The 20,368-nt window shown below is 61.9% G+C and carries 25 protein-coding genes; 11 read left to right on the top strand and 14 right to left on the bottom strand.

What is annotated here, in order from left to right:
- Positions 1-107 precede the first annotated feature (107 nt).
- Entirely contained in the window at positions 108-380 is a 273-nt protein-coding gene (locus tag LIX00_RS26090) for a HalOD1 output domain-containing protein (protein ID WP_227354821.1), read from the top strand.
- A gap of 7 nt (positions 381-387) precedes the next feature.
- On the opposite strand, the gene LIX00_RS03600 is transcribed toward LIX00_RS26090, so the two are convergent.
- Positions 388-582: a hypothetical protein gene (locus LIX00_RS03600; RefSeq protein ID WP_227354820.1), complete on the bottom strand. Its 195-nt coding sequence runs from the start codon at positions 580-582 to the stop codon at positions 388-390.
- Positions 583-765: 183 nt separating this feature from the next.
- Between LIX00_RS03600 and LIX00_RS03595 the strand changes: the two genes are divergently transcribed.
- On the top strand, positions 766-984 hold the full coding sequence (locus LIX00_RS03595; protein WP_227354819.1) for a DUF7522 family protein: 219 nt from the start codon (positions 766-768) through the stop codon (positions 982-984).
- 61 nt (positions 985-1,045) lie between these two features.
- Here LIX00_RS03595 and LIX00_RS03590 read toward each other — a convergent pair whose 3' ends face one another.
- Positions 1,046-1,672: a class I SAM-dependent methyltransferase gene (locus tag LIX00_RS03590; protein WP_227354818.1), complete on the bottom strand. Its 627-nt coding sequence runs from the start codon at positions 1,670-1,672 to the stop codon at positions 1,046-1,048.
- A gap of 389 nt (positions 1,673-2,061) precedes the next feature.
- Between LIX00_RS03590 and LIX00_RS03585 the strand changes: the two genes are divergently transcribed.
- Positions 2,062-2,403: a DUF7853 family protein gene (locus LIX00_RS03585; protein ID WP_438267061.1), complete on the top strand. Its 342-nt coding sequence runs from the start codon at positions 2,062-2,064 to the stop codon at positions 2,401-2,403.
- Between the two features lie 78 nt (positions 2,404-2,481).
- Here LIX00_RS03585 and LIX00_RS03580 read toward each other — a convergent pair whose 3' ends face one another.
- Positions 2,482-2,715 (bottom strand): hypothetical protein, encoded by a 234-nt coding sequence (locus LIX00_RS03580; RefSeq protein WP_227354816.1) that lies wholly within the window; start codon positions 2,713-2,715, stop codon positions 2,482-2,484.
- Positions 2,716-3,159: 444 nt separating this feature from the next.
- On the opposite strand from LIX00_RS03580, the gene LIX00_RS03575 reads away from it, so the two are divergent.
- Positions 3,160-4,506 carry a glycosyltransferase family 39 protein gene (locus LIX00_RS03575; RefSeq protein ID WP_227354815.1) on the top strand — a complete coding sequence of 449 codons (1,347 nt, stop codon included), beginning with the start codon at positions 3,160-3,162 and terminating at the stop codon, positions 4,504-4,506.
- A 345-nt stretch (positions 4,507-4,851) separates the two neighbouring features.
- Here LIX00_RS03575 and LIX00_RS03570 read toward each other — a convergent pair whose 3' ends face one another.
- From LIX00_RS03570 to LIX00_RS03535, 8 genes are all read right to left on the bottom strand, one after another.
- On the bottom strand, positions 4,852-5,472 hold the full coding sequence (locus tag LIX00_RS03570; protein WP_227354814.1) for an N-acetylmuramoyl-L-alanine amidase: 621 nt from the start codon (positions 5,470-5,472) through the stop codon (positions 4,852-4,854).
- Between the two features lie 156 nt (positions 5,473-5,628).
- Positions 5,629-5,985: a hypothetical protein gene (locus LIX00_RS03565; RefSeq protein WP_227354813.1), complete on the bottom strand. Its 357-nt coding sequence runs from the start codon at positions 5,983-5,985 to the stop codon at positions 5,629-5,631.
- A 107-nt stretch (positions 5,986-6,092) separates the two neighbouring features.
- Complete coding sequence (locus tag LIX00_RS03560) at positions 6,093-6,407, bottom strand: HalOD1 output domain-containing protein (protein WP_227354812.1); 315 nt, start codon at positions 6,405-6,407, stop codon at positions 6,093-6,095.
- Between the two features lie 2 nt (positions 6,408-6,409).
- Positions 6,410-7,258, bottom strand: a complete 849-nt coding sequence (locus LIX00_RS03555) for a DUF7344 domain-containing protein (protein ID WP_227354811.1) — start codon at positions 7,256-7,258, stop codon at positions 6,410-6,412.
- A 389-nt stretch (positions 7,259-7,647) separates the two neighbouring features.
- A complete protein-coding gene (locus LIX00_RS03550; protein ID WP_227354810.1) occupies positions 7,648-9,642 on the bottom strand; it encodes a DUF7827 domain-containing protein in 1,995 nt (664 codons plus the stop codon).
- 604 nt (positions 9,643-10,246) lie between these two features.
- Positions 10,247-11,005, bottom strand: coding sequence for a VOC family protein (locus LIX00_RS03545; protein ID WP_227354809.1), 759 nt, complete (start codon positions 11,003-11,005; stop codon positions 10,247-10,249).
- 158 nt (positions 11,006-11,163) lie between these two features.
- Positions 11,164-11,637 carry a TIGR04206 family protein gene (locus LIX00_RS03540; protein ID WP_227354808.1) on the bottom strand — a complete coding sequence of 158 codons (474 nt, stop codon included), beginning with the start codon at positions 11,635-11,637 and terminating at the stop codon, positions 11,164-11,166.
- A complete protein-coding gene (locus LIX00_RS03535; protein ID WP_227354807.1) occupies positions 11,634-12,743 on the bottom strand; it encodes an OBG GTPase family GTP-binding protein in 1,110 nt (369 codons plus the stop codon). The genes LIX00_RS03540 and LIX00_RS03535 overlap by 4 nt, the downstream gene beginning before the upstream one ends.
- Positions 12,744-12,852: 109 nt before the next feature.
- On the opposite strand from LIX00_RS03535, the gene LIX00_RS03530 reads away from it, so the two are divergent.
- Positions 12,853-13,056 carry a VNG_1110C family protein gene (locus LIX00_RS03530; RefSeq protein WP_227354806.1) on the top strand — a complete coding sequence of 68 codons (204 nt, stop codon included), beginning with the start codon at positions 12,853-12,855 and terminating at the stop codon, positions 13,054-13,056.
- 153 nt (positions 13,057-13,209) lie between these two features.
- Positions 13,210-13,686, top strand: coding sequence for a 50S ribosomal protein L11 (locus tag LIX00_RS03525; RefSeq protein ID WP_227354805.1), 477 nt, complete (start codon positions 13,210-13,212; stop codon positions 13,684-13,686).
- 25 nt (positions 13,687-13,711) lie between these two features.
- Here LIX00_RS03525 and LIX00_RS03520 read toward each other — a convergent pair whose 3' ends face one another.
- Positions 13,712-14,428: a hypothetical protein gene (locus LIX00_RS03520; protein WP_227354804.1), complete on the bottom strand. Its 717-nt coding sequence runs from the start codon at positions 14,426-14,428 to the stop codon at positions 13,712-13,714.
- 199 nt (positions 14,429-14,627) lie between these two features.
- On the opposite strand from LIX00_RS03520, the gene LIX00_RS03515 reads away from it, so the two are divergent.
- From LIX00_RS03515 to LIX00_RS03495, 5 genes are all read left to right on the top strand, one after another.
- Positions 14,628-15,266, top strand: a complete 639-nt coding sequence (locus LIX00_RS03515) for a 50S ribosomal protein L1 (protein ID WP_227354803.1) — start codon at positions 14,628-14,630, stop codon at positions 15,264-15,266.
- A 1-nt stretch (position 15,267) separates the two neighbouring features.
- Positions 15,268-16,299, top strand: coding sequence for a 50S ribosomal protein L10 (locus LIX00_RS03510; RefSeq protein WP_227354802.1), 1,032 nt, complete (start codon positions 15,268-15,270; stop codon positions 16,297-16,299).
- Positions 16,300-16,304: 5 nt separating this feature from the next.
- Positions 16,305-16,634 carry a 50S ribosomal protein P1 gene (rpl12p, locus tag LIX00_RS03505; protein ID WP_227354801.1) on the top strand — a complete coding sequence of 110 codons (330 nt, stop codon included), beginning with the start codon at positions 16,305-16,307 and terminating at the stop codon, positions 16,632-16,634.
- A 104-nt stretch (positions 16,635-16,738) separates the two neighbouring features.
- Entirely contained in the window at positions 16,739-17,980 is a 1,242-nt protein-coding gene (locus tag LIX00_RS03500; protein WP_227354800.1) for a tripartite tricarboxylate transporter permease, read from the top strand.
- 137 nt (positions 17,981-18,117) lie between these two features.
- Entirely contained in the window at positions 18,118-19,437 is a 1,320-nt protein-coding gene (locus tag LIX00_RS03495) for a toprim domain-containing protein (protein WP_227354799.1), read from the top strand.
- Between the two features lie 42 nt (positions 19,438-19,479).
- Here LIX00_RS03495 and LIX00_RS03490 read toward each other — a convergent pair whose 3' ends face one another.
- Both LIX00_RS03490 and LIX00_RS03485 read right to left on the bottom strand, forming a co-directional pair.
- Positions 19,480-19,929 carry a DUF302 domain-containing protein gene (locus tag LIX00_RS03490; protein ID WP_227354798.1) on the bottom strand — a complete coding sequence of 150 codons (450 nt, stop codon included), beginning with the start codon at positions 19,927-19,929 and terminating at the stop codon, positions 19,480-19,482.
- Between the two features lie 52 nt (positions 19,930-19,981).
- Complete coding sequence (locus LIX00_RS03485) at positions 19,982-20,365, bottom strand: DUF7522 family protein (RefSeq protein ID WP_227354797.1); 384 nt, start codon at positions 20,363-20,365, stop codon at positions 19,982-19,984.
- Between the last annotated feature and the right edge of the window lie 3 nt (positions 20,366-20,368).

The following is a 20,368-nucleotide window of genomic DNA, read 5'->3' as shown; positions in this document are numbered from 1 at the left end:
TCGTGTTAAGTGTTCACGACGGACATCCGACACCGACGACGCGTTTGTATAGGAAAAATCGGGGACGACGCGATTCCGTGTCCGATGACCGACAGTGAACTGCATCGATGCGTCGTGATCCACGATGTCCGCGTCCTCCAGTCCCAGTTCATCCCGGACGAGGTCAGCATCGGAGTGCGGAAGCAGAAGAGGATGTCTCGACCGAAGAACTCCAACCGCTCTGTGAGTCTATTGACCCCGATGCTTTGAACGATCTCCTTACCCCTCAGAACGAGGACGACCAGCAAAGCCATATCCGTGTTGTATTCACTTATTCTGGCTATCGAATCGCTGTCGCAAACGAGGGGCAGATTCAACTCACACCGCTAGACGAGGAATAGCGGCTTATCACTCCTCATCACTGATTTCGAACGTGACGGCGATCGGCCGAACTGCGTTTCCAGAAAGCGCTTCGAGTGTTGCATCGTCAACGTTGAGGAGAACACCATCAATGCTGAATGCAATTTTCCCTTCTTCAGCAGCGATGCCGACATCCTTTAGTGCCAACTGTGCCCCATCGTTCAGTCGAATTGTGACCTCCATACTCCGATGAAATTTCCCACTGGGAAAATTTTTACGGCTCGCGGTATTTTGCCGCAAACCCGAAAGAACCGCGGCTGATCTTCAGATATTAATAATCGAACGAGGTCAGAAGGCCCACGATTCCAATCTTCATATTTAGGGTAAGTCTAAACAACTTTCATGAGTGCGTACTAAAACTGGGACGTGAACGAAATTGACGCAGACGAGCTGGTGGAGTTTGCGTTGGATCGGTCTGGTAATTCCCTTCGCGGTATCGCCTGCTACTCTGAGGATGCTTTCGAACTCACGTACAGGCGTGAGGATATTCCAGCGGGTGAACTCAGGCAGCGCATTGACGAAATCATCCATATATTCTTTCATCGCATTCAAATGAGTCGAGGATGGAACATTACCGACTCGTGATCGCCGAGGGAAGAATCGCGCCCGCACGTGCCGACTTCGCTAGCCGAGCCCTCACGTCCGTTCATCCGGCGGCCCGGCGAACGATGGCGAGCCACGCTTCGACGCTATCGTCGTTCGACGGGTCGATTCCCTCCTGGTCGGCGTTGACTTCGAACTGGGCCGGCTCGATGGTTTCCACGACCCACCCATCGGTAAACGTCGTTCGAAGCTCCGCTTCGCTGATTCGCCGTGGCCCCCACTCGCCCGGTTCCCGGTCGCTGAAACAGAGGATGATGACGCGACCATCTGGCTCGACGACGCTGCCGACCGATTCGACGTAGGTTCGTCGGTTCTCATCGTCGAAGACGTGAAATAGGCCGCAGTCGAGGGCGACGCCGAACGTTTCACCGAGTTCATCGAGCGAGAGCGCGTCCTGAATTTGGAAGCGGACCTGTCCCGCTACGTCTCGCGTTTGCGCCTTCGCTCGCGCCTTTTCGATGGCGCGCGGAGAGGCGTCGACTCCGAGAACCGAGTACCCCTGAGCCGCGAGGAAGAGCGCGTTCTCACCCGTTCCACAACCGATATCGAGGATTGGCCCCTCGAACGATTGCGTCTCGAACAGCGAGCGAACGGCCGACTGAGGGCGGCCGATATCCCACGGCGGCGTTCCAGTGTACGCATCGTCGAATCCATCTTCGGGCGAACTCATCGTCAAAATCCACGGACGGTACGCCCATAGTCTCCTAGGCCGTTAGTGCAGTCTTCGAGTGCCGGAACCCCCCGCCGAAAGCAGTCGTTCAAGTCTGCGAGTGTGGTGTCGCCGCTCGAGTGGCGACCTCGGATACTGAATGCGGACTCGCGGCGCACGATGAATTCCGCTCGCAATCTTTCACCCAAAGTCGGTATCCAACCGACGAACTTCACGATCCGTTTTGGTCGTGTTTGCGACGATAACCAGCTGTAGCCGAAATCATCGACAGTTTCTCGTATTGGATGAGCGAACTACCGTCCGTCATCGAGATATCGTGATAGCTGCTACCATTGGACGAAGAGCTATAGCCGGGGAGCACCTACGGGCAACTACACCGCCGAATCGCCATGGCTGCCCGTTCACCGTCAACACGACCGATTTCACTGTCGCTCCCGCCGGCTGAACAGTGGACGCTCCATCACGTGCTCCTCCACCGAATCGAGCGAGAAGCTTCCGCTGACGAGACGGCTACCGTCGAACCGCCGTCACTCGAGATTTTCCACGCATTCGAGCGACTCGACGCTGGTACTACGCAGTTTACCATCGCCCAGTTCGAGGCGATACAAGAGGTTCTCGCGGAGTACCATCACGCAACCACCTGGTGGGAGATCGAACGATCCCGGCTCGAACACCTCCTCCATCGCGTTGCGACGATCCTCGAAGCGAACCGGGCTCCGCAATCACACTAAATCCCCTCTCTCGGCCATAAGCACCTGTCCGTTGAGGTCGAGGGTGTGTAACGAGACGCCCTCACGTTACCGGTATAGCTACGGAAGTCGAATCTCACCGCGCACGTCGTAGAGATACCCCTTGTTCAGAAGTTCATCGAGGGTGGTACGAGCGAGTTCTGCCTCGAAACCGATCTGCCGAAGATGAGACTGTGCTTCGTTACGGGAGAGGTGGTCGTTCTCCTCGATGAGCGGGGCGAATTCGTCGAGCGCTTCGCGCGCGGAGGGACTGAGTGGCGTTCGTGAACCGTCGTCCCCGTCTGATTTCTGCATTTGTACGTTCTTCAGCGGTTTATATTATGAGTCGATGGCATTAATATGCAAGCACTCTTCACGTCCACGTGTCCACCTCGCGTCGATGAAGAACGGCGTCGAGTAGCATCGGACAATCGCTGGAATCATCTTCGCCGCGGCCGAGAGCTGAGTACGTTCTGCGAGGTCCGGCGAGCGAGCGAAAAATTACTCACGGGGATATCTGTCACCCATCTATCAATCTGCGGAGCGAAGTGAGCCAATCCGAGAGATTGATAGCACTCCGGTTAAGCCATACAGAAAATGAATTTGCAAGGGTTACGTGAAAGGACGATATATCTCGAATACTATCACGTATTTTTTCTCTTCCTCGTCTGCGCTTTCGGTGGTGCGCTGCGCCTTCACTCGCTCGGATTCGATAGCTTTTGGCTCGACGAGACGATTACCATGCATTTCGTCTCGACCATGAGCTACGTTGAGCTCCTGACCGAGCTTCCGAAAGTCCAACCGCACCTGCCGCTTTACTACGTCCTGCTCAAGGGATGGATCGCTCTCGTCGGCACCGAAGAGCAGGCGGTACGGCTCCTGTCCGCCTGCCTTAGCCTGCTCACCATCCCCCTGATTTACGCCGTCGGAAAACGTCTGTACGGATTCCAAGTCGGAGCCATCGCTTCCCTCTTGTTCGCGATCAATCCGTTTCAGATATACTTCGCGCAGGAAGCGCGGATGTACGCTCTCTTGGCGTTTCTCACCGTTCTCTCCTACTACTGTTTTCTCGATACGCTGCAGACTCCGACGACTTCGAACACGGTGGCGTACACCGTAACTGCCGTGCTCCTCGCTTACACGCACGTTTACGGGTTTTTCATCATCGCGGCGCAACTCCTCTACTACGGTTGGTTTCTCTACCGTGAGTGTAACGGCGTTCGTCCGTGCCTCTCCACGTGGGGGCGCGTCGCACTGCCGACGGTAATCGGCAGTGCTCCCCCGGTCGGAATGATCGCCGCAAAGGTTTTCATCCCGAACACGTACGGAAGCGGGGGGCAAGTCCGTCACATCGCTGCGCCGCCGAACTGGCACGATATAACGACGACCTTCGTTCAGTTCATAGTGCGGGTCCCTCACTCGCCGTGGAATACCGTCGTTTTACTGGGTATCTTCGTCGGCGTTTTCGGATCGTTTTTCGTTCCCCACAGCGTCCTTTCGAGGCGCAAATCGGCGTTTCTCTGGAGTTGGCTCGTACTCCCGATCGGTATCGCGATCGGTTCCTCGTATCTGGTTCAACCGATCTACTCACCGAAATACTTGATCGGTTGTTCGGTCGCACTCTACATCCTCTTCGCTCGCGGAATTACGCTGATCCCGCGCCCGAACGTACAGCTGGCACTACTGACCCTCATTTTGGTGAGTACCGTCGCGCCCATTAATCACCAGTACACGCGCCATCAAAAGCGAAACTTCGAGGCGGCGGCGGATTTCGTCGAGCAACAGTATTCGCCACGGGACCTCGTTATCGTCGACAAACGCAAAATCACGTCTCCCTTCGGGTACTACTTCGATAAACGAGGGATGAAAACGATCGGTGACATCGCCGGACCGCTTCGTCCGGCGATTCGAAAGCAAGTTCGACGGACCGACACCGTGTGGACGATTTTTTCCACTTCGAAGCGCTCACATCGAGCGAAAGTGCTGCAGGTCGTCCGACGAACGCACACCCAGACGACGGTTCATCACTTCGCCGGAATCACCGTTTATCGGTTTGTCGAAGAGAGCGGGAAACGGCTGTCGAGATCTCCGCTACCGACGCATTAGCCGACATCGGTTCGCGGAAAACCGAGGAACCGCCCTCAACATGCGCATTTTGCGTACCGTCTCTCGAACGGTTTTCGGGTTCCGCGAGAACCGAGATAGGCGCGTTCCATGCCGGTCTAACCCGTGGTCGACCGATACCACTTCCGGGCGACGTGACCGTTGGCAGGTCGCCTCACCGCGCGTTCCGACTCCGAATCGGGGTTCCGCCTCGTCGAGTCGACGTCGAACACGGTACTTGAGACCGTCGTTGCCGTTCTTCACCCGCCGCAGCGAAGGTTGGTGAACGCTCCCGGGTTTCACACGAGAGTTCACGGTCCTTCAAAAACGAAGGCGCTCGTCCGTCGATCAGTACGACCTGACGAGGTCCATGTAGTAACCCCAGTCCCAGTTGGAGCCGGGGTCGGTGTGCGTGCTGCTCGGTACTTGCGAGTGGGCGATGACGCCGCCGTTCGCCGGGTTCGCCGCGTCGTACGGGACGCTCGACGGGTGCTGTTTCGGGATGCCGTACTGGTCGCAGAGCCAACTCGTCAGTTTGGCCGACGCCCGATACTGCGCGTCTTCGTAGGTTCCGCTGACGTAGCCGCCGTGTTCGATGCCGACCGAATACTGGTTGTAGTCCCACTCGCCCGCGTGCCACGCGATGTTGATGTCGCTGACGCTCTGGTACTTGTACCCGTCCTGCGCGACGGTGTAGTGGGCGCTGACGTCGGCGTCGGGGTCCTGGAACCAGTTGACCGCGCTGCTGGCCGACCCCTGAACGGTGTGGATGATGACCCAGTCGATGTACCCCGCGCCGCGGTCCGCGGCCGTGTAATTGCTGGAGTGAGCCGGTTCCCAGTCCACCGTCGGTTTCGCCGCCGCGGTGCCGCTCGTCAGCGCGGCGCCGCCGAGACCGGTCACGCCGACCGCACCGATACGCTTCAGGACGTCGCGTCGCGTCGAACCGCCACTGTTGTTTTCTTGCATCGCATCTTCATTATTAAGACGCATATGCTTTAATTCATAGTCTAGTATGATTGGTATATGTCTACGAAATGCGAAGAATCCATCGTCGGTCGCGAGCGAAAACGGCGTCGACCGCGGGGGTCGTTTCGTCCGGCCGTCGGGAAACGTTCGCCGCGGTCAGGTCTCGTCCGGGTTCGCCTCCTGCACTTCGACGATTTTGGCCTGCGAAACGAACGTTTCGCCGCCGCCCGTGCGAATTTGGATGGTCCGTCCGGGGAGGTCGGGATCGTCGTCGTCGGCCGGTTTCTCCGGAACGGAGATGGCGACCACCTCGTCGATGGTGACGGACCGACGTTGAATCGGGTCGCCATCGTGTTCGACCGTCTCCCACGTTTCGGCGTCGAAGTCGTCCATGCTCCTGCCGAAGTACTCCTCCGCGTCCTTGTTGACCGAATCTTCGGTCTGGGACTCCCCCGCCGTCCGGTTACCGTCTTCGACCTCCTCGTGCTGGTACTGGTGCAGGTGTGCGAGCATCGTCGCGGCTACGACCGCTAGCGACTAAAGAATTCGGCATGAATAATTCTGTAGGACAACTGGCGTCCGTTCGCGCTCTACGAACCGCTGCGGGGATTACTCCGAGATCACATCGCCGACTCGCCTTCGGTGCGGATTCGGACTTCGTCGTGCGTTACCGTGACCGAACACTCTCCGAAGGTGAACGACAGTTCGACGCTTGCCGTGCCGTCCGTTTCGGCGAAGAGTCCGTCTAGGTGATCGGGGTCGATGGTATCGTACAGCGGATCGAAATCGATCGACGGCGTATTCGTGACCGCCGCGACGGCCCGTACGACGATCACGCTCGGTCGTTCGCCGCCCTCGGCGTCGTATTCGAACCGATATGTCCGCTCTGAGTGATCGAAATCAGTTCCACCGTCGGTGCTGTGGTGTTTCGTCATGGTTAGAATGGAAGTTCGCTCCGAAACTCGTCGCTCTGGTAATCGAGATGGTCGAGTCTCGGACCCAGCAACTCGCGGACGAGGACGACCAACGGATTGTTCCACCCCTCCCCGATCATCGCGGTTTCCCGTCCGGTTCCGCTCGCCTCGTCCCCGTCCAACAGTGCGAGCATGACCTTTTCGCGGTCGGCGAGCACGAGTCGACCGATTCTCCTCCCCTTTTCCCTCACCCAATCCGACTGGGGTTCCCAGAGGGTCGCTTCCGGAAGCCGTCGACGGGCGAGGTCGCGGACGGTCTCGTTTTGCGACCCGAGGTAAATTTTGACGTCGCGAGCGACGGCGTCCTTCGCGTGACAGATGCAGTTTTCCTCCAGTAAATCATCGGAGATGTACATGCAGAACAGCTCCTCGTCGGCCTCGTCCGCCAAGACTCGCCCGTGCTCGATGATACTCGCTCTATCCTCGAGCACTCCGATCGCGTTCTCGTCCGACTCGCTTTCGGGTTGGAAGCGAGCGAGTAATCGATCGATTTTCTCGCCATCGACCCACTCGGCGTCGACCGCCGCGTCGGTTCGATAGCGCACAAGATTATCTTCGCGGTCGTATTCGACGAGTCCGGCGTCGGCGAGTTTCGGAAGGTGGTTGTGGTGAAGTGAGATGAGGACTCGTTCGAACCGTCCTTCGTACTCGTCCGACTCCAAAATTCCCGCGTGACGCGACGCGATCCGGTCGGCAAGTTCGGAGATGTGGAGCGACCCGCCGGCGTTTTGGACAAGGTGCGCGATCGTCCGATTGCGTGCATCGGCCAGCAAACGGGTCACATCGTTCTCCGGCGTGCGTTCCCAGTCCATCACAGATTAAGCGTGGTAGACACGTTTAAACCCAGTGGCCAACGGGATCGCGTCTCACTCCTCGTGAATCGTCGGCTACGTTTAGGACGAGGATCCACCAAACAGCGCTTCTACCGTCCGTCAATAGCGAATCTGACAGCGGATTAAGTCGATCGAGTCAATCGCGTCCGCTCGCACGTCGCGTTGAGCACTCGAAAACGGTAGTCTACACCCCCTCTCGTCCGGTGAATCACCGGAATAGGGATAGTTTGTACACCGTGTTTGGGGTCACTGGTGAGGTACTTGGCGACTCATCCACCGGCGCTATCGTCGATTCGGTAGCGCCGTCGCTCGGCGGTCGAGTGCGCGAAAAATGAATTGATTAGTCGAAATCAGACGCGGTGTCTGAGTTAGTTCTCTCGGCGGAGCGCGAGGAGCGCAGCGGCGAGGAGTGCGATGACGGAGATGGCGACGCCGAATCCGGGCTGACCGTCGTCGTTCGTCGTGGACGTCTTCTCCGTCGTGGACGTCTTCTCCGTCGTGGACGTCGTGGTCGACGGCTCGGACGAGGTCGTCGTCGTGGTCGTGGTCGTCGTGGTCGTCGTGGTCGTCGTGGTCGTCGTCGTCGGCTGACCAGCGTTCTGGTCGAGGACGCCATCGACGGAAGCCGACAGACCGCTGGCGATGGCCTTGGCGGTGAACTCGGTGCCGTTGTCGTAGCCGCTGAAGTCGATCGTGCCGCTGAAGGTGCCGTCGTCGTTGACCGTGAGGTCGTTCACGTTTTTGAAGAAGACACCGGAGCTAGCTTGGATGGTCACCGGCGTACCGGGCGCGAGGTTGGTCGTACCCGAGATGGTCTGGTTGTCGCCGGGTGCGACGCGCACGTCGTCACCGCTGTTCACTTCGATGGTTGCCTCCTCGACCGAGAACGCGGTCGAGACGGACTGGTTCTCGTCGGGCGTAACTGCGAAGTTCTCGTCAACCGTGAAGGTGGCCGTCCACTCGCCCATGAGGTCCTTTTTGTCGACGCTGACTGCGGACGTGTCGACGAGGACGTAGAGCGACTTGTTCGCACCGTCAGTTATCAGCGAGACGCCGCTGTCGCCCGTGGTGAACGAATCTGCGTCGGTGTTCGGCTCGGGGTTGTCCTCGGTGACCGTCAGCGAGAGGCCGTTGATGTTGGAGAGGTCGTCGTGACCTGCGCCCTCCTCGTTGATGGCGCCGAAGATACCGGTCGTGTCCTTGACCTGAACGACGACGTGGTCGCCGTGGGCGACGTTGCTACGCTGGGTGAGAACGTCGGTCAGTTCCGTCGCGTTGCTCACGTCGTTGAGATTGTCGGGAGCGATCCACGTCTGGGCGCTACCGGTGCTGCGCGGGTTGACGTTGAGCGCGGCGGCGTTGTCCGGAGTGCCGTCGTCGTTAGCGTCGATTCGCAGCTTGTAGATGTTGTCACCGGACGTGACTGCGACCGGAGCGTCGAGACCATCGGACGAGGGAGTCTTCCACGTGGCGTCGACGGAGTCGCCGCTGCTGGATGCCGCGTAGATGACATCGTCAGCGTTGCCGCTGGTGGTCTTGTACGTGTTCAGGTAGAAGGTGACCTTACCGTCGTTGGCGTCACCGCTACCGTCCGTAACGTCGACGGAGATGTTGAAGTTCGACTCGTCGCTGCCGACCTGAACAGTTCCCGAGTTGGTGTTCGTGAGTTCGACCGTAATCGGGACGATGTCGCCGCGCGGGACGCTGTAGGACGACTCTTCGAAGTTACCGCTGATGTCGCCCGCGTCCTTGACGGTGACCTGGAACGTCTCGCTCGCGGTCGTGTCGTTCACGCCGAGCGTGATGTTGTACGTGCCGGGGTCGACGCCGGTGAAGTCGAGCGTGGCTTCGTCGCCGTCGCTGCTGTAATTACCGACGTACTTCGCAACGTCCTCGCCGAACGCGTCTTCGGACGTGGCGGAGACGTTGAAGTTGTTGCGGTTCGAGTCCGCGAGTTCGAAGGTGATGACCGAGTCAGCGCCACCGTTCTTCACCGTGGTGCTGCTGGCCTCCAAGTCGAGCGTCTGCTGGACGACCTGGAATGTGACGTTGGTGGAACCGTCGTCAAGACGGTACTGACCTTCGAGGTTGGACGTGTCGACGGTGACGTTACCGTTACCGTCAGCCGTGTACTGGTCTTGGTAGATCCAGTTACCGTCCACTTTCTTCTCGAGCGTTACTTCGCCACTGAAGCCAGTGGCGTTAGCCTGCTGACCCTGGAAGATCGGCGAGTCAACGCCAATCTCAGCGTCAGCCTCGGCCGCACCAACTGATCCTGCGAACGCGGTCGCGCCGGCGAATACCGACATAACCATCAGCGCCGTCAGGAGCAGGCTGCGAACCTTTGTCGTATTTCCTGTCATGCTTTATCGTTTTTTATTTCTTGTACGGCGACAGTCCCTTTCCCACGACCATTCGCACGCTTTGTGCAACCCGAGCGATTCGAGCATGGAAGTGGTACTCCGTTTGCCACCATGGGTAGGGGTACAGATTGTACGTTATTCCTTTATTATAAATGCTTTGTGGTCTGGGAACGGGCTGATACGCTCTCTTACGCCCGAATTCGGGCGTGAGAGGGCTCGGTGGAAGTTTTCGAAAACGGTAATAGAACTGACCGAAATCGACGAGCGCCGTCCGTTTCGAGGCGGGAGTACCACCATCAACCGAAGGATTCACAGTTCCACGCTTTAAGTGGCATCGGATCATTTTTCCAGACGAAGACATGATCAGAAGCCGATTATGAAATTTATCGATGACTGAAACTCTATCGACAGAACAGTATCGATTCATTTACTCACTAACTGATTCGGAGGGGTCGAGCCGACCGAGAAAACGGGAGAGTACGGGCGATTCAGGCCCTCTCACGCCAGTTCACTGTTTGCAGCGCTCGGTCGCGTTTCGTCGCGCCGGTCCGCGCTTCGACGTGCCCCGTCGTACTCCGTCGCGTCCGGTCGCACCCGAGCGCGTTCAGTCGCGCTCGACGAGCTCTATCTCGTGTCCGTCCTGGTCTTTGGTGAACGCGTAGCGGTCGTCGCAGGACTCGGGGTCGCGGTAGTCCTCGGCTTCGCGCTCCATCAGCGTCTCCCAGTCGTCGTGGAGGTCGTCCGCGCGCACCGCGAGGTGTCCCCACGCGTCACCCATCTCGTACGACCGGCCGTCGTAGTTGTAGGTGAGTTCGACCGCCATCGCCTCCGGCGCGGCGTCCTCGGGCTTCACGAAGTAGTTGGCGAAGGTGTCCGACTCCCAGCGTCCGGTGTGTTGGTACTCGAACTTGCGCGTCCAGAAGCCGAGCGCCTCGTCGGCGTCCTCGACGCGGATCATGGTGTGGTCGAGACTCCAGCGCGCGCCGTGGTCGCGCTCCACGATTTCGACTTCGTGCCCGTCCGGGTCCTTCACGAAGGCGTAGCTCCCGCCGCAGGAGTCGGGGTCGCGGTAGTCCTCGACGCCCGCGTCCATCAACTCCTCGTAGGCGTCGTACACGTCCTCGACGCGGACGGCGATGTGCCCCCACGCGTCGCCCATCTCGTACGACCGCCCGTCGTGGTTGTAGGTGAGTTCGAGCACGGCGCCCTCGTCGTGGGCGTCCGCCGGGCCGAGGTAGACGTTGGTGAAGGTGTCCGCCTCCCAGCGACCCTGCTCCTCGTAGTCGAGGTGGGTCCGGTACCAGTCGAGCGACTCGTCCAGGTCCGCTACTCGCATCATGGTGTGGTCGAGCGTCCCGTTCATGCGTTCGAAACCACCCCCTCCGGCGCGTTAAGAGTACCGCCCGCGGAAAGTTCGTTCGACTCCGTTATCTTCGATTTCTCCGGTTTTAGTGTCTTTTCGCGTGTGTGCGAAGGAACACGAGGCGCGATCCGCGGAAGTTCCCCGAGCGCCCGGCGGTTTCACCCCCGGTTCAGCGCGCCGCGCAGGTCGGGCCAGTGAAACCACCACGCGACGAGCCAGAGCGCGACCGGGCCGACGGGAACCACCAACCCCGACCGCGAGACGCCGGTAACGAGTCCGAGCGCGAAACTCGCGTGGCTCGCGCCCGCCAACACGAGCAGCCCCGCCGTCACGCGTCTGTCTTCGAACCGCCCCGCGAACGCGCACGCGAGCGCGAGGAGGTAACAGAGGACGCTCACCGGCCACGCGAGGAGTCGATCCGGCAGGCCCGCGGTGTAGACGAACAGGTAGTCGGGGAGCGTCGTGACGTGGAGCGTCGTCGGTTCGACCAGTCCCCACGGAAAGACGAACGTCGTCCCGCCGCGCGCGACGAGAACCGTCCACGGAACGAGGCCCAGCGCGAGAAGCGCGAGACGGCGTCCCGAGAGGGAGGATGAGAGGGAACGACCCGCGAGAATCGAGGGGCGTCTCACTTCCGAAGAACCAGCCGAAGCACGTCCTCGTCCGCGAGGACGTGCTCCGTGCCGACCTGCTGTTCGTCGTGCTTCGCGCTGGGGCCGCTGACGCGCGCGAACCGGAATCGCTGCTCGAAGTCGCCGCCGAGTTTCTCGCAGGCGTCCGCGACGGTGCTTCCCTCGGGGAGGACGAGCGGTTCGTCGTAGTCGATGCCGCGCCCCGGCTTGTCCATGTAGATGCGCATCAGGCCGAGGTTCGACCAGATCGATTCTTTCAACGATTCGAGCCCCTTCTCCTCCTCGGCGCTGATGAACACCGCATCGGCGGGGGCGATGTCGTGCGCTCGGAGCCGTTCGCGGACGGTTTCGGCGTACTCGGGGTCGATGAGGTCGACCTTGTTCACCGTCACCATCGAGGGGATGTAGACGCGATTGTCCATGATGCCGTCGATGAGGCGGTCGATGTCCAGGTTCTCGCGCAGGGTCACGTCCGCGTTCACGTACCCGCGCTCGCGGAGCACCTCCTTGATGACGTCCTCGGACATTTCCTGTTCGACGCTGGAGGTGACCTTGATGCCGCCCATGCCTTTCTTCGAGACGGAGATGCTCGGCGGCTCCTCGTCCAACCGGATCTTGTTCTCGTACAGCTCCGCCTTGAGGCGTTCGTACTGGTCGATTTCGAAGACCGAGAGGACGAACACCGCGAGGTCCGCGGCGCGGACGACCGACAGCACCTCGCGTCCGCCGCCGCGCCCGTGAGCGGCCCCCTCGATGAGTCCCGGCACGTCGAGCAGTTGGATGTTCGCGCCGCGATACTGCAACATCCCCGGGTTCACGTCGAGCGTGGTGAACTCGTACGCGCCGACCTCGCTGTCGGCGGCGGTGAGCGCGTTCAACAGGGTCGATTTCCCGACGCTCGGAAACCCGACGAACGCGACCGTCGCGTCGCCGGTTTTCTCGACGGCGTAGCCGTGGCCGCCGCCCGCGGAGGACTGGTTCTCCAGCTTTTCTTTCTTCTCCGCGAGCTTCGCCTTCAGCCGACCGATGTGCGACTCGGTCGACTTGTTGTATGGCGTGTTGGAGATCTCCTCGCGGAGCGCTTCGATTTCCTCCTCCAGTCCCATTGTGGACACGTCCGCCGTGACCGCCGAAAAACCTGTTCTTTCGAATCAGAGGGGCACACATCACTTTCGACACGTTAATAGGTTGCGGCCATCGAAGCGTTTACACGTAATGCCGGATCCCGCCCATCTACGAGATAGCACGCAGATCGTTCTTCACCGCGACGTGCTCAACGGGATTCGGGCCGACCTCGAACGGGAGTTCGTACTCACCATCGTGCCGTTCGAGGACGAGTACCTCCGCATCATCGGCAGTCCGGTGGAGATAAAGGAAGCCAGCGAGTTCCTCGGCCGCCACGGCGTGAGTCTGCCGTAATCTCGCTCGCGGGGCACTCGGTTCGTTGCTGGAAACGCCCGGCGCTCGCGGGTCTTCCTCGCGGCGACCGGTTCCGTCGAATTCGTCCGCGACACCGTCCCCCGACGAACTCTCCTCGTAACGTTTAAAACTGCGGCGAGATTCCGTGTACGTATGGCTGATACAATCGAAGTCCTCGTACCCGGAGGGCAGGCCAACCCCGGCCCGCCGCTCGGACCGGAGCTCGGCCCGACCGCGGTCAACGTGCAGGAAGTCGTCAACGAGATCAACGAACAGACCGCCGCCTTCGACGGCACGGAAGTCCCCGTGACCGTTACCATCGAGGAGGACGGCAGCTTCGAGCTCGAAATCGGCGTCCCGCCGACCGCGGCGCTCATCAAGGACGAGGCCGGATTCGAGACGGGAAGCGGCGAACCCCAGAAGGATTTCGTCGCCGACCTCTCCATCGACCAGGTGAAGAAGATCGCGGAACAGAAGAAGCCCGACCTCCTCGCCTACGACACGAAGAACGCGGCGAAGGAGGTCGTCGGGACGTGCACCTCGCTCGGCGTCACCATCGAGGGGAAGAACCCCCGCGAGTTTAAAGAGCAGATCGACGCCGGCGAGTACGACGACGCTCTCGCCGCCTGATCCGGGTCTCTCCTTTCGATTTTCGTCACACCGTGAGCAGCAGCGCGGTGTAGCCCGCGGCACCGAACGCGAACGCCCAGAAGCGACTCTCGCGCTCCTCGGGAAGTTCCTCTTTGATGACGTTCAGAACGATGCTCCCCGCCAAGAACGCGAACAGGGTGTTCACGGCCGGTTCGTGTATGTGCGTCGTGCTACCGACCGCCCACCCGACGATCACGGCGACGGCCAGCAACCAGCGACCGATTCGGTCGTAGGCGTCCTCGTGGTGCTCCCGAAGCCCGTAATCGTTGACGACGAAGTGCAGCCCCATCGCGGCGGCGAAGAACGCGAGACTGGTCAGTCCCGTCACCTCCCGGTGGACGAGCAGGTAGCCGATGAGCGCGTTGTACGCGGTGAACGAGCCGATGTGAATCCAGAACACCCAGATGCCCGTCCCCTCGCGACCCCCGTCGCGACCGAACTCGCGCGCGAATCGTTCCAGCCCGTAGAACAGAGCGAATCCGATGAGCGCGACGAGGTACACGTGGTGTTCGAGGAACCGAGCCAGGAACACCACCCCTTCGAGAACCGTGTCGCCCTCGCTCAGCTCCGGCAGGATGTGGACGAAGACGTACGCGACCGACGCGCCCCCGGCCATCGAGAGCCAGTAACTCCGCGGAATCACCTGAAACGACCGCACCCTCCCCGCGAAGATGTGGACGGCGGCGAGCGCGAGCGCCAGCGCACCCGGAAGAAGTGTCATTGCTTTCCTTCGTCGATTCGTCGCCGTAACTGAAACCGGTGTCGGCCTGCGGTGCTCCGCCACGGTGCGCCGCCGCCGGTACCGCGGACGCGCGGTAGTTCGACGGGTTTAAGTTGCGCATGCGTCAAATTCGGGTGAGACAGGCATCACCTGTTTCACTGACCCGTAGGAGCATTCCTGCGTACTACGGAGGTGAACGATGGCAGATAATGAGATAGAGCAAGCAGTCTCTCGCGCACTCGAGGACTCCCCGCCGCGGAACTTCCGCGAGACGGTGGACCTCGCGATCAACTTGCGCGACCTCGATTTAAACGATCCGTCGAATCGTGTGGACGAGAGCATCGTGCTACCGTCCGGCACCGGCCAAGACACCACCATCGTGGTGTTCGCGGAGGGCGAAACCGCCCTTCGCGCCGAAGACGTCGCGGACGACGTTCTCGGCGGTGACGAACTGGAAGACCTGGGCGACGACAGCGACGCGGCGAAAGACCTCGCCGACGACACGGACTTCTTCATCGCCGAGGCGTCGATGATGCAAGACATCGGTCGATACCTCGGTACCGTGCTCGGTCCGCGCGGGAAGATGCCGACGCCGCTTCAGCCCGACGACGACGTCGTGGAAACCGTCAACCGGATGAAAAACACGGTTCAGCTCCGGAGCGGCGACCGGCGGACGTTCCACACGCGCGTCGGCGCGGAGGACATGTCCGCGGAGGACATCGCCGAGAACATCGACGTTATCCTCCGCCGTCTCCACTCGAACCTGGAGAAAGGTCCGCTCAACGTCGACACCGTCTACGTCAAGACGACGATGGGACCGTCCGTGGAGGTGGCCTAACGTGTCCGCAGAAGCAGAACGGAAGACCGAGACGATTCCCGAGTGGAAGCGCGAGGAAGTCGACGAGTTGACCGACTTCATCGACGACTACAACAGCGTCGGCGTCGTCAACATCACCGGCATTCCGAGCAAACAGCTCCAGAACATGCGCCGCAGTCTCCACGGGAGCGCGGAACTCCGCGTCAGCCGTAACACGCTCGTTCGGCGCGCGCTCTCGGAGGTCGGCGGCGGCTTCGAAGACCTGGAGGAGTACGTCACCGGCCAGATCGGTCTCATCGGGACGAACGACAACCCGTTCGGTCTGTACCGCGAACTGGAGGCCTCGAAGAGTCCCGCCCCCATCTCGGCCGGCGAAATCGCGCCGAACGACATCACCATTCCCGAGGGCGACACGGGCGTCGACCCCGGACCGTTCGTGGGCGAACTCCAGCAGGCAGGCGCCGCCGCGCGCATCATGGACGGCTCCATCCACGTGACCGAGGACAGCCTCGTCGCGGAGGAAGGCGACGAGGTCTCGGAGGAGCTGGCGAACGTTCTCTCCGAGCTCGGCATGGAGCCGAAGGAGGTCGGTCTCGACCTGCGCGCCGTCTATTCCGACGGCGTCATGTTCGAGTCGGACGAACTCGCCATCGACGTCGACGAGTACCGCGCGGACATCGAGCGGGCCGCGGCCTTCGGTCGCAACCTCTCGGTCAACGCGGTGTTCCCGACCGACCAGACCGTACCCCTGCTCGTCTCGAAGGCGACCGGCGAGGCCAAGAGCCTCGGTCTACAGGCCGCCATCGAGAGCCCCGACCTTGCCCCGGATCTCGTGAGCAAGGCGGACGCGCAGGTGCGGACGCTGGCCGCCCAAATCGAGGACGAGGACGCGCTGCCCGAGGAGCTTCGCGGCATCGAAGCCCCCGCCGCGGGCGGTGCGGCCGAGGAAGAAGAATCGACTGACGAAGAAACGGAAGCCGAGTCCGAAGACGAAGACGACGAAGACGATGACGACGACGCGGCCGGAGAAGGCCTCGGCGCTATGTTCGGATAACAACCATGGAATACGTTTACGCTGCACTCATCCTGAACGAATCGGGCGAAGAGATCAACGAAGAAAACCTCACCAACGTCCTCGACGCCGCCGGCGTCGATGTCGAGGAATCCCGCGTCAAGGCGCTCGTCGCCGCGCTGGAGGACGTCGACATCGACGAGGCCGTCGAACAGGCCGCCGCCGTTCCCGCCGGTGGCGCCGCCGCCGGCGGTGCCGCGGGTGGCGAAGAAGGTGGCGAGGAAGCCGCCGAAGAAGAGGAAGCCGCCGAAGAAGAAGAGGACGAAGACGAAGAGGACGAGGCCAGCGGCGAAGGTCTCGGCGAACTCTTCGGCTGAGCGACGACACCAAACGAGATTTTCTTTCGCGCCGGTTTCGCGGAGCGACGGCTGTCGACGGGACAGCCAACGTTTAAGTAGGAAAACGGGACCACTCCGCCTCGATGGAGGCGTTCGGAACGCGGTTGGTGGTAGCTCCGACGGCGACGGCGACGGCGCTCGCGTTCGTCTTCGGCGGCGTGGCGCTCGGGACGGTGAGCGGACTGACGCCGGGAATCCACGTCAACAACCTCGCGCTGCTGCTGGCGTCGGTGGCCCCCGCGGTGCCCGGTCCGCCGAAATTCGTCGGCGCGGCGATGTTGGCCGCCGGGGTCGTCCACTCGTTTCTCGACGTTGTTCCGACCCTCGCGCTCGGCGTCCCCGACCCCGCGATGGCCGCGACGGCGCTTCCCGGCCACCGCCTCGTCATCGAAGGCCGAGGGCGGGAGGCGATACGACTCTCCGCGCTGGGCAGCGGTCTCGCGGTCGCGTTCGCGGTGCCGCTCGCGGTTCCGGTGACCGCGGCGATGACCGCCACGTACCCGCTCGTGCGAGCGCGGCTTCCCCTCCTGCTCGTCGCGGTCGCGGGTCTGCTCGTCGTCACTGAGCCGACGGTGCGGGGAGCGGTCGGCGGGATCGTCGCCTTCTGCGCGAGTTCGGTTCTCGGCGTTCTCACGCTCGACCTGACGCTCGCCGCGCCGCTCGATTCGGGCGGCGTCCTCACGCCGCTGTTCGCGGGGCTGTTCGGCGCGCCGGTGCTCGTCGACGCGATGGACGGTTCGGGCGTTCCGGAACAGGCGGACGCGACGCTCGCCGTCTCCGGAAAGACCGTCCTCCTGACCGCGCTCGGGGGCGCGCTCGCCGGAGCCGTCGTCGGCTATTTGCCGGGTGTTTCGAGCGCGATCGCCGCGGTCTTCGCGCTCGCGCTCGTTCCGGGGCGCACCGGCGCGCGCGGCTTCGTCGTGACGACCAGCGGCGTCAACACCGCGAACACGGTGTTCGCCCTGTTCGCGCTGGTGGTGCTCGGAACGCCTCGAACCGGCGTGATGGTCGCACTGCGGGAAACGGGCGCACCGCTCGACTTACCGATCTTGCTCGCGAGCGTCGCGGTCGCCGGGATCGTCGGATTCGTACTCGTGTTCGTGCTGGGCGACACCTACCTCCGGACGGTCGGTCGGATGGACTACCGACTGCTCTCGCTGGTCGTGCTCGCGCTGCTGGTCGCGGCGTCGTTCCTGTTCGCGGGCGTCGCGGGAATCGGCGTCTTTCTCGTCAGCACTGCGCTCGGTCTGTTTCCCCCGCGGGTGGGCTGTCGGCGCGTTCACTTGATGGGGGTGTTGATGGGCCCGCTCGCCCTCGGCGGGTGACCGCGAGGCGGGAGTCCCGGAAAACGGAGTTTCTGCTCCCGGTGAACGGAGGGACGGCCGGCGTCTCACTCGTGAGTGAGTCGAGAAACTCCCCAAATTCGTTAAATAGACACGCGACTTTCCCTCGAAGGAGAACGATGACCGACCAGTCGTCCCGTCCACCCCCGGAGACCCTGTCGGAACTACAGGAGTTCTCGACCGAGGACTTTCGCGCCGTCGAGGAGTATCACTATCAGGGCGAACTGTCGCCCAAGCGTATCATCCACTCGATAGCTCGCCTCTCGGTTCCCGAAGTCGAATGGCGCGGACCCTCGAACGCGAACAGCCTACGGGATTTCTGGTACAACCCCGTGAAACCGATCCTCGAACGGGCGTTCCCCGACCAACTCGCCGATCCGGAGTTCGACTTCGGGCGACGAATGAGCCAGTACCTCAGCGAAACGCTGAGCGAGATGGTCAAGGAGGGCGAACTCACCTACAGCGACCTGAACATCATCGACGCCAGCCGCGAACGCGCGCTCGCGGACGCCGAGAGCGTCGAAGCGGACAAAATCCTGTTCGTCGAAAAGGACTCGGCGTACCTGAAGGTGAAACCGCTCGCGGATCGGTACGAGCTATCGGTCGTCTCCGGAAGCGGGTGGCAGGCGACCGCGCTCATCGAGGACCTCGCGCGCGAACTCGACAGCGATACCGAGTACACGCTGTACCTGCTCACCGATTACGACCCGACGGGGTTCGAAATCGCCGAGGACTTCGCGTCGCGCTCGGAGCGACTCGGCGTCTCGCTCGACGAGGTTCGTCGAATCGGAATCGACCCCGAACACCTCTCGGACGACCAACTCGAAACCCAGCGATTCACGCCGCCGGCGCAGAGCGAGGCGGACCGCGAGTGGCTCGAAACGCACGGTATCGAGGGACGGTACGGTATCGAACTCGAGGCCGTCGGCGAGGACCTCCAATCGAAGGGCGAAGCCCTGCAGCGACTCGTCGTCGACGAAATCGGCGACGAGATCGACGAGCGCGAGCGCCGCCGACGGACCCTCCAGCGCGCCGTGAACGAGATACCCGAGGAGGCGACGAACAGCATCGTCGAGTCGATAGTCGGCGACCTACGACGCGAACTCGTCTCGCGCGGACGAGCGATGTATCTCGACGCTCCCGGCGTTCGCGAGAACGGCGTCGACGACGAAACGGGTGCGCGACGCCTCGACGTCGATATCGACGAATTCGATTCGGAGGGGGCCACCGACCACTCCCCCGAACTCCCCGCGTTGCCAGCGGCGGGCGACCTACACGAATCGGCCGTCGGCGAGGACGAGTGGGACGTCACCAACAGGGAGAGCGCCTCGCGGGACGTGCGACGGCGACTCCGCGAAGCGATGCACAACGGCGAGATCGATATCGCCGATCTGCTCAACCTCGACGAGACGGCCGACGGCGGCGAGTCGTCCTCGTAACCGTCGGCGGTCTCCGCGGGCGAATCGAACGAGGCGCGGCGCTTACGCCGTGTCGAGGTTCGCCCACGCCTCGTCCACGAACGCCCCGGTCTCGGCGACGATGTCGTCCCACGCCTCGTCGTCGGGGGCCATGCCGACGAGTCGGGCTATCTTCATGATGCTGACGTGGTAGACCGTCTGCCGTCCAGGTTCCTCCTCCCAAACGACGACGTTGCAGGGAAAGAGCGCGCCGATTCGGTGGTCGCTCGCGTCCAGCGCGCGGTTCGCCATCGCGGGGTTGCACGCGCCGAGGACGTGGTAGTCGTCCCGGTCGGCGTCGATCTTCTCGGCGAGCAGCGCGGAGGGGGAGAACTCGGTGGCGACGCCGAACCCGGCGTCCGAGAACGCCTCGCGGACGTGTTCGACGGCTTCCTCGTGTTCCATCGCCAGCGTCGCGCGCTTTTCGCCGATGTCCTCTCCGTCCAGCTTCGACGGGTCGATTGCGAGGCTCATACGTCACTCACTCTCCCGGCCGAGTAAAAACACCACGCTTACCCGGACGCCGTCACTGCCGACCCATCACTTCGAGACAGCGACCGACGAAGGTGTTCTGTACCGCGAACACCTCCCCGTCGAGCGCGACCGCCGTACCCGATTTCTCGCCGTGGGCGAAGTGCATCTCCACCGCGTCCTCGAAGCACCTGATGGTGCAGTTCAGCGTCCCGTGGACGTAGAGGTCTTCCTGATGGGATTTCTCGATCGCTTCGAGGCGCATATCGCGGAGGATGTTCACGCGCTCCCGTTCGTCGTAGGCGTCGGCCACGTCGTCGCGGACGAACAACACGTCCCAGTCGCTGTCGTCGTAGTAGAGGACGCTTCGAAGGTGCTCACCGACCTGTTCTCGCAAGAACGCGACGAGTTCTTTCGATTCCTGAGCGGTTTCCGTCATCTT

This window comes from Haladaptatus salinisoli (assembly GCF_020614375.1).
Classification (GTDB): Archaea; Halobacteriota; Halobacteria; order Halobacteriales; family Haladaptataceae; genus Haladaptatus; species Haladaptatus salinisoli.
Note: the sequence above shows the minus strand (reverse complement) of the source record. Positions and strands in the feature narration are given on the sequence as shown.

Excerpts from the sequence above, each read along its gene's own strand:
- LIX00_RS03545 (WP_227354809.1), bottom strand. The coding sequence starts at position 11,005 with ATGAACGGGACGCTCGACCACACCATGATGCGAGTAGCGGACCTGGAC.
- LIX00_RS03590 (WP_227354818.1), bottom strand. The coding sequence starts at position 1,672 with ATGAGTTCGCCCGAAGATGGATTCGACGATGCGTACACTGGAACGCCG.
- LIX00_RS03575 (WP_227354815.1), top strand. The coding sequence starts at position 3,160 with ATGAGCTACGTTGAGCTCCTGACCGAGCTTCCGAAAGTCCAACCGCAC.
- LIX00_RS03555 (WP_227354811.1), bottom strand. The coding sequence starts at position 7,258 with ATGGACTGGGAACGCACGCCGGAGAACGATGTGACCCGTTTGCTGGCC.
- LIX00_RS03570 (WP_227354814.1), bottom strand. The coding sequence starts at position 5,472 with ATGCAAGAAAACAACAGTGGCGGTTCGACGCGACGCGACGTCCTGAAG.
- LIX00_RS03560 (WP_227354812.1), bottom strand. The coding sequence starts at position 6,407 with ATGACGAAACACCACAGCACCGACGGTGGAACTGATTTCGATCACTCA.
- LIX00_RS03600 (WP_227354820.1), bottom strand. The coding sequence starts at position 582 with ATGGAGGTCACAATTCGACTGAACGATGGGGCACAGTTGGCACTAAAG.
- LIX00_RS03515 (WP_227354803.1), top strand. The coding sequence starts at position 14,628 with ATGGCAGATAATGAGATAGAGCAAGCAGTCTCTCGCGCACTCGAGGAC.
- rpl12p (WP_227354801.1), top strand. The coding sequence starts at position 16,305 with ATGGAATACGTTTACGCTGCACTCATCCTGAACGAATCGGGCGAAGAG.
- LIX00_RS03535 (WP_227354807.1), bottom strand. The coding sequence starts at position 12,743 with ATGGGACTGGAGGAGGAAATCGAAGCGCTCCGCGAGGAGATCTCCAAC.
- LIX00_RS03485 (WP_227354797.1), bottom strand. The coding sequence starts at position 20,365 with ATGACGGAAACCGCTCAGGAATCGAAAGAACTCGTCGCGTTCTTGCGA.
- LIX00_RS03550 (WP_227354810.1), bottom strand. The coding sequence starts at position 9,642 with ATGACAGGAAATACGACAAAGGTTCGCAGCCTGCTCCTGACGGCGCTG.
- LIX00_RS03585 (WP_438267061.1), top strand. The coding sequence starts at position 2,062 with ATGGCTGCCCGTTCACCGTCAACACGACCGATTTCACTGTCGCTCCCG.
- LIX00_RS03520 (WP_227354804.1), bottom strand. The coding sequence starts at position 14,428 with ATGACACTTCTTCCGGGTGCGCTGGCGCTCGCGCTCGCCGCCGTCCAC.
- LIX00_RS26090 (WP_227354821.1), top strand. The coding sequence starts at position 108 with ATGCGTCGTGATCCACGATGTCCGCGTCCTCCAGTCCCAGTTCATCCC.
- LIX00_RS03565 (WP_227354813.1), bottom strand. The coding sequence starts at position 5,985 with ATGCTCGCACACCTGCACCAGTACCAGCACGAGGAGGTCGAAGACGGT.
- LIX00_RS03580 (WP_227354816.1), bottom strand. The coding sequence starts at position 2,715 with ATGCAGAAATCAGACGGGGACGACGGTTCACGAACGCCACTCAGTCCC.
- LIX00_RS03525 (WP_227354805.1), top strand. The coding sequence starts at position 13,210 with ATGGCTGATACAATCGAAGTCCTCGTACCCGGAGGGCAGGCCAACCCC.
- LIX00_RS03500 (WP_227354800.1), top strand. The coding sequence starts at position 16,739 with ATGGAGGCGTTCGGAACGCGGTTGGTGGTAGCTCCGACGGCGACGGCG.
- LIX00_RS03490 (WP_227354798.1), bottom strand. The coding sequence starts at position 19,929 with ATGAGCCTCGCAATCGACCCGTCGAAGCTGGACGGAGAGGACATCGGC.
- LIX00_RS03530 (WP_227354806.1), top strand. The coding sequence starts at position 12,853 with ATGCCGGATCCCGCCCATCTACGAGATAGCACGCAGATCGTTCTTCAC.
- LIX00_RS03495 (WP_227354799.1), top strand. The coding sequence starts at position 18,118 with ATGACCGACCAGTCGTCCCGTCCACCCCCGGAGACCCTGTCGGAACTA.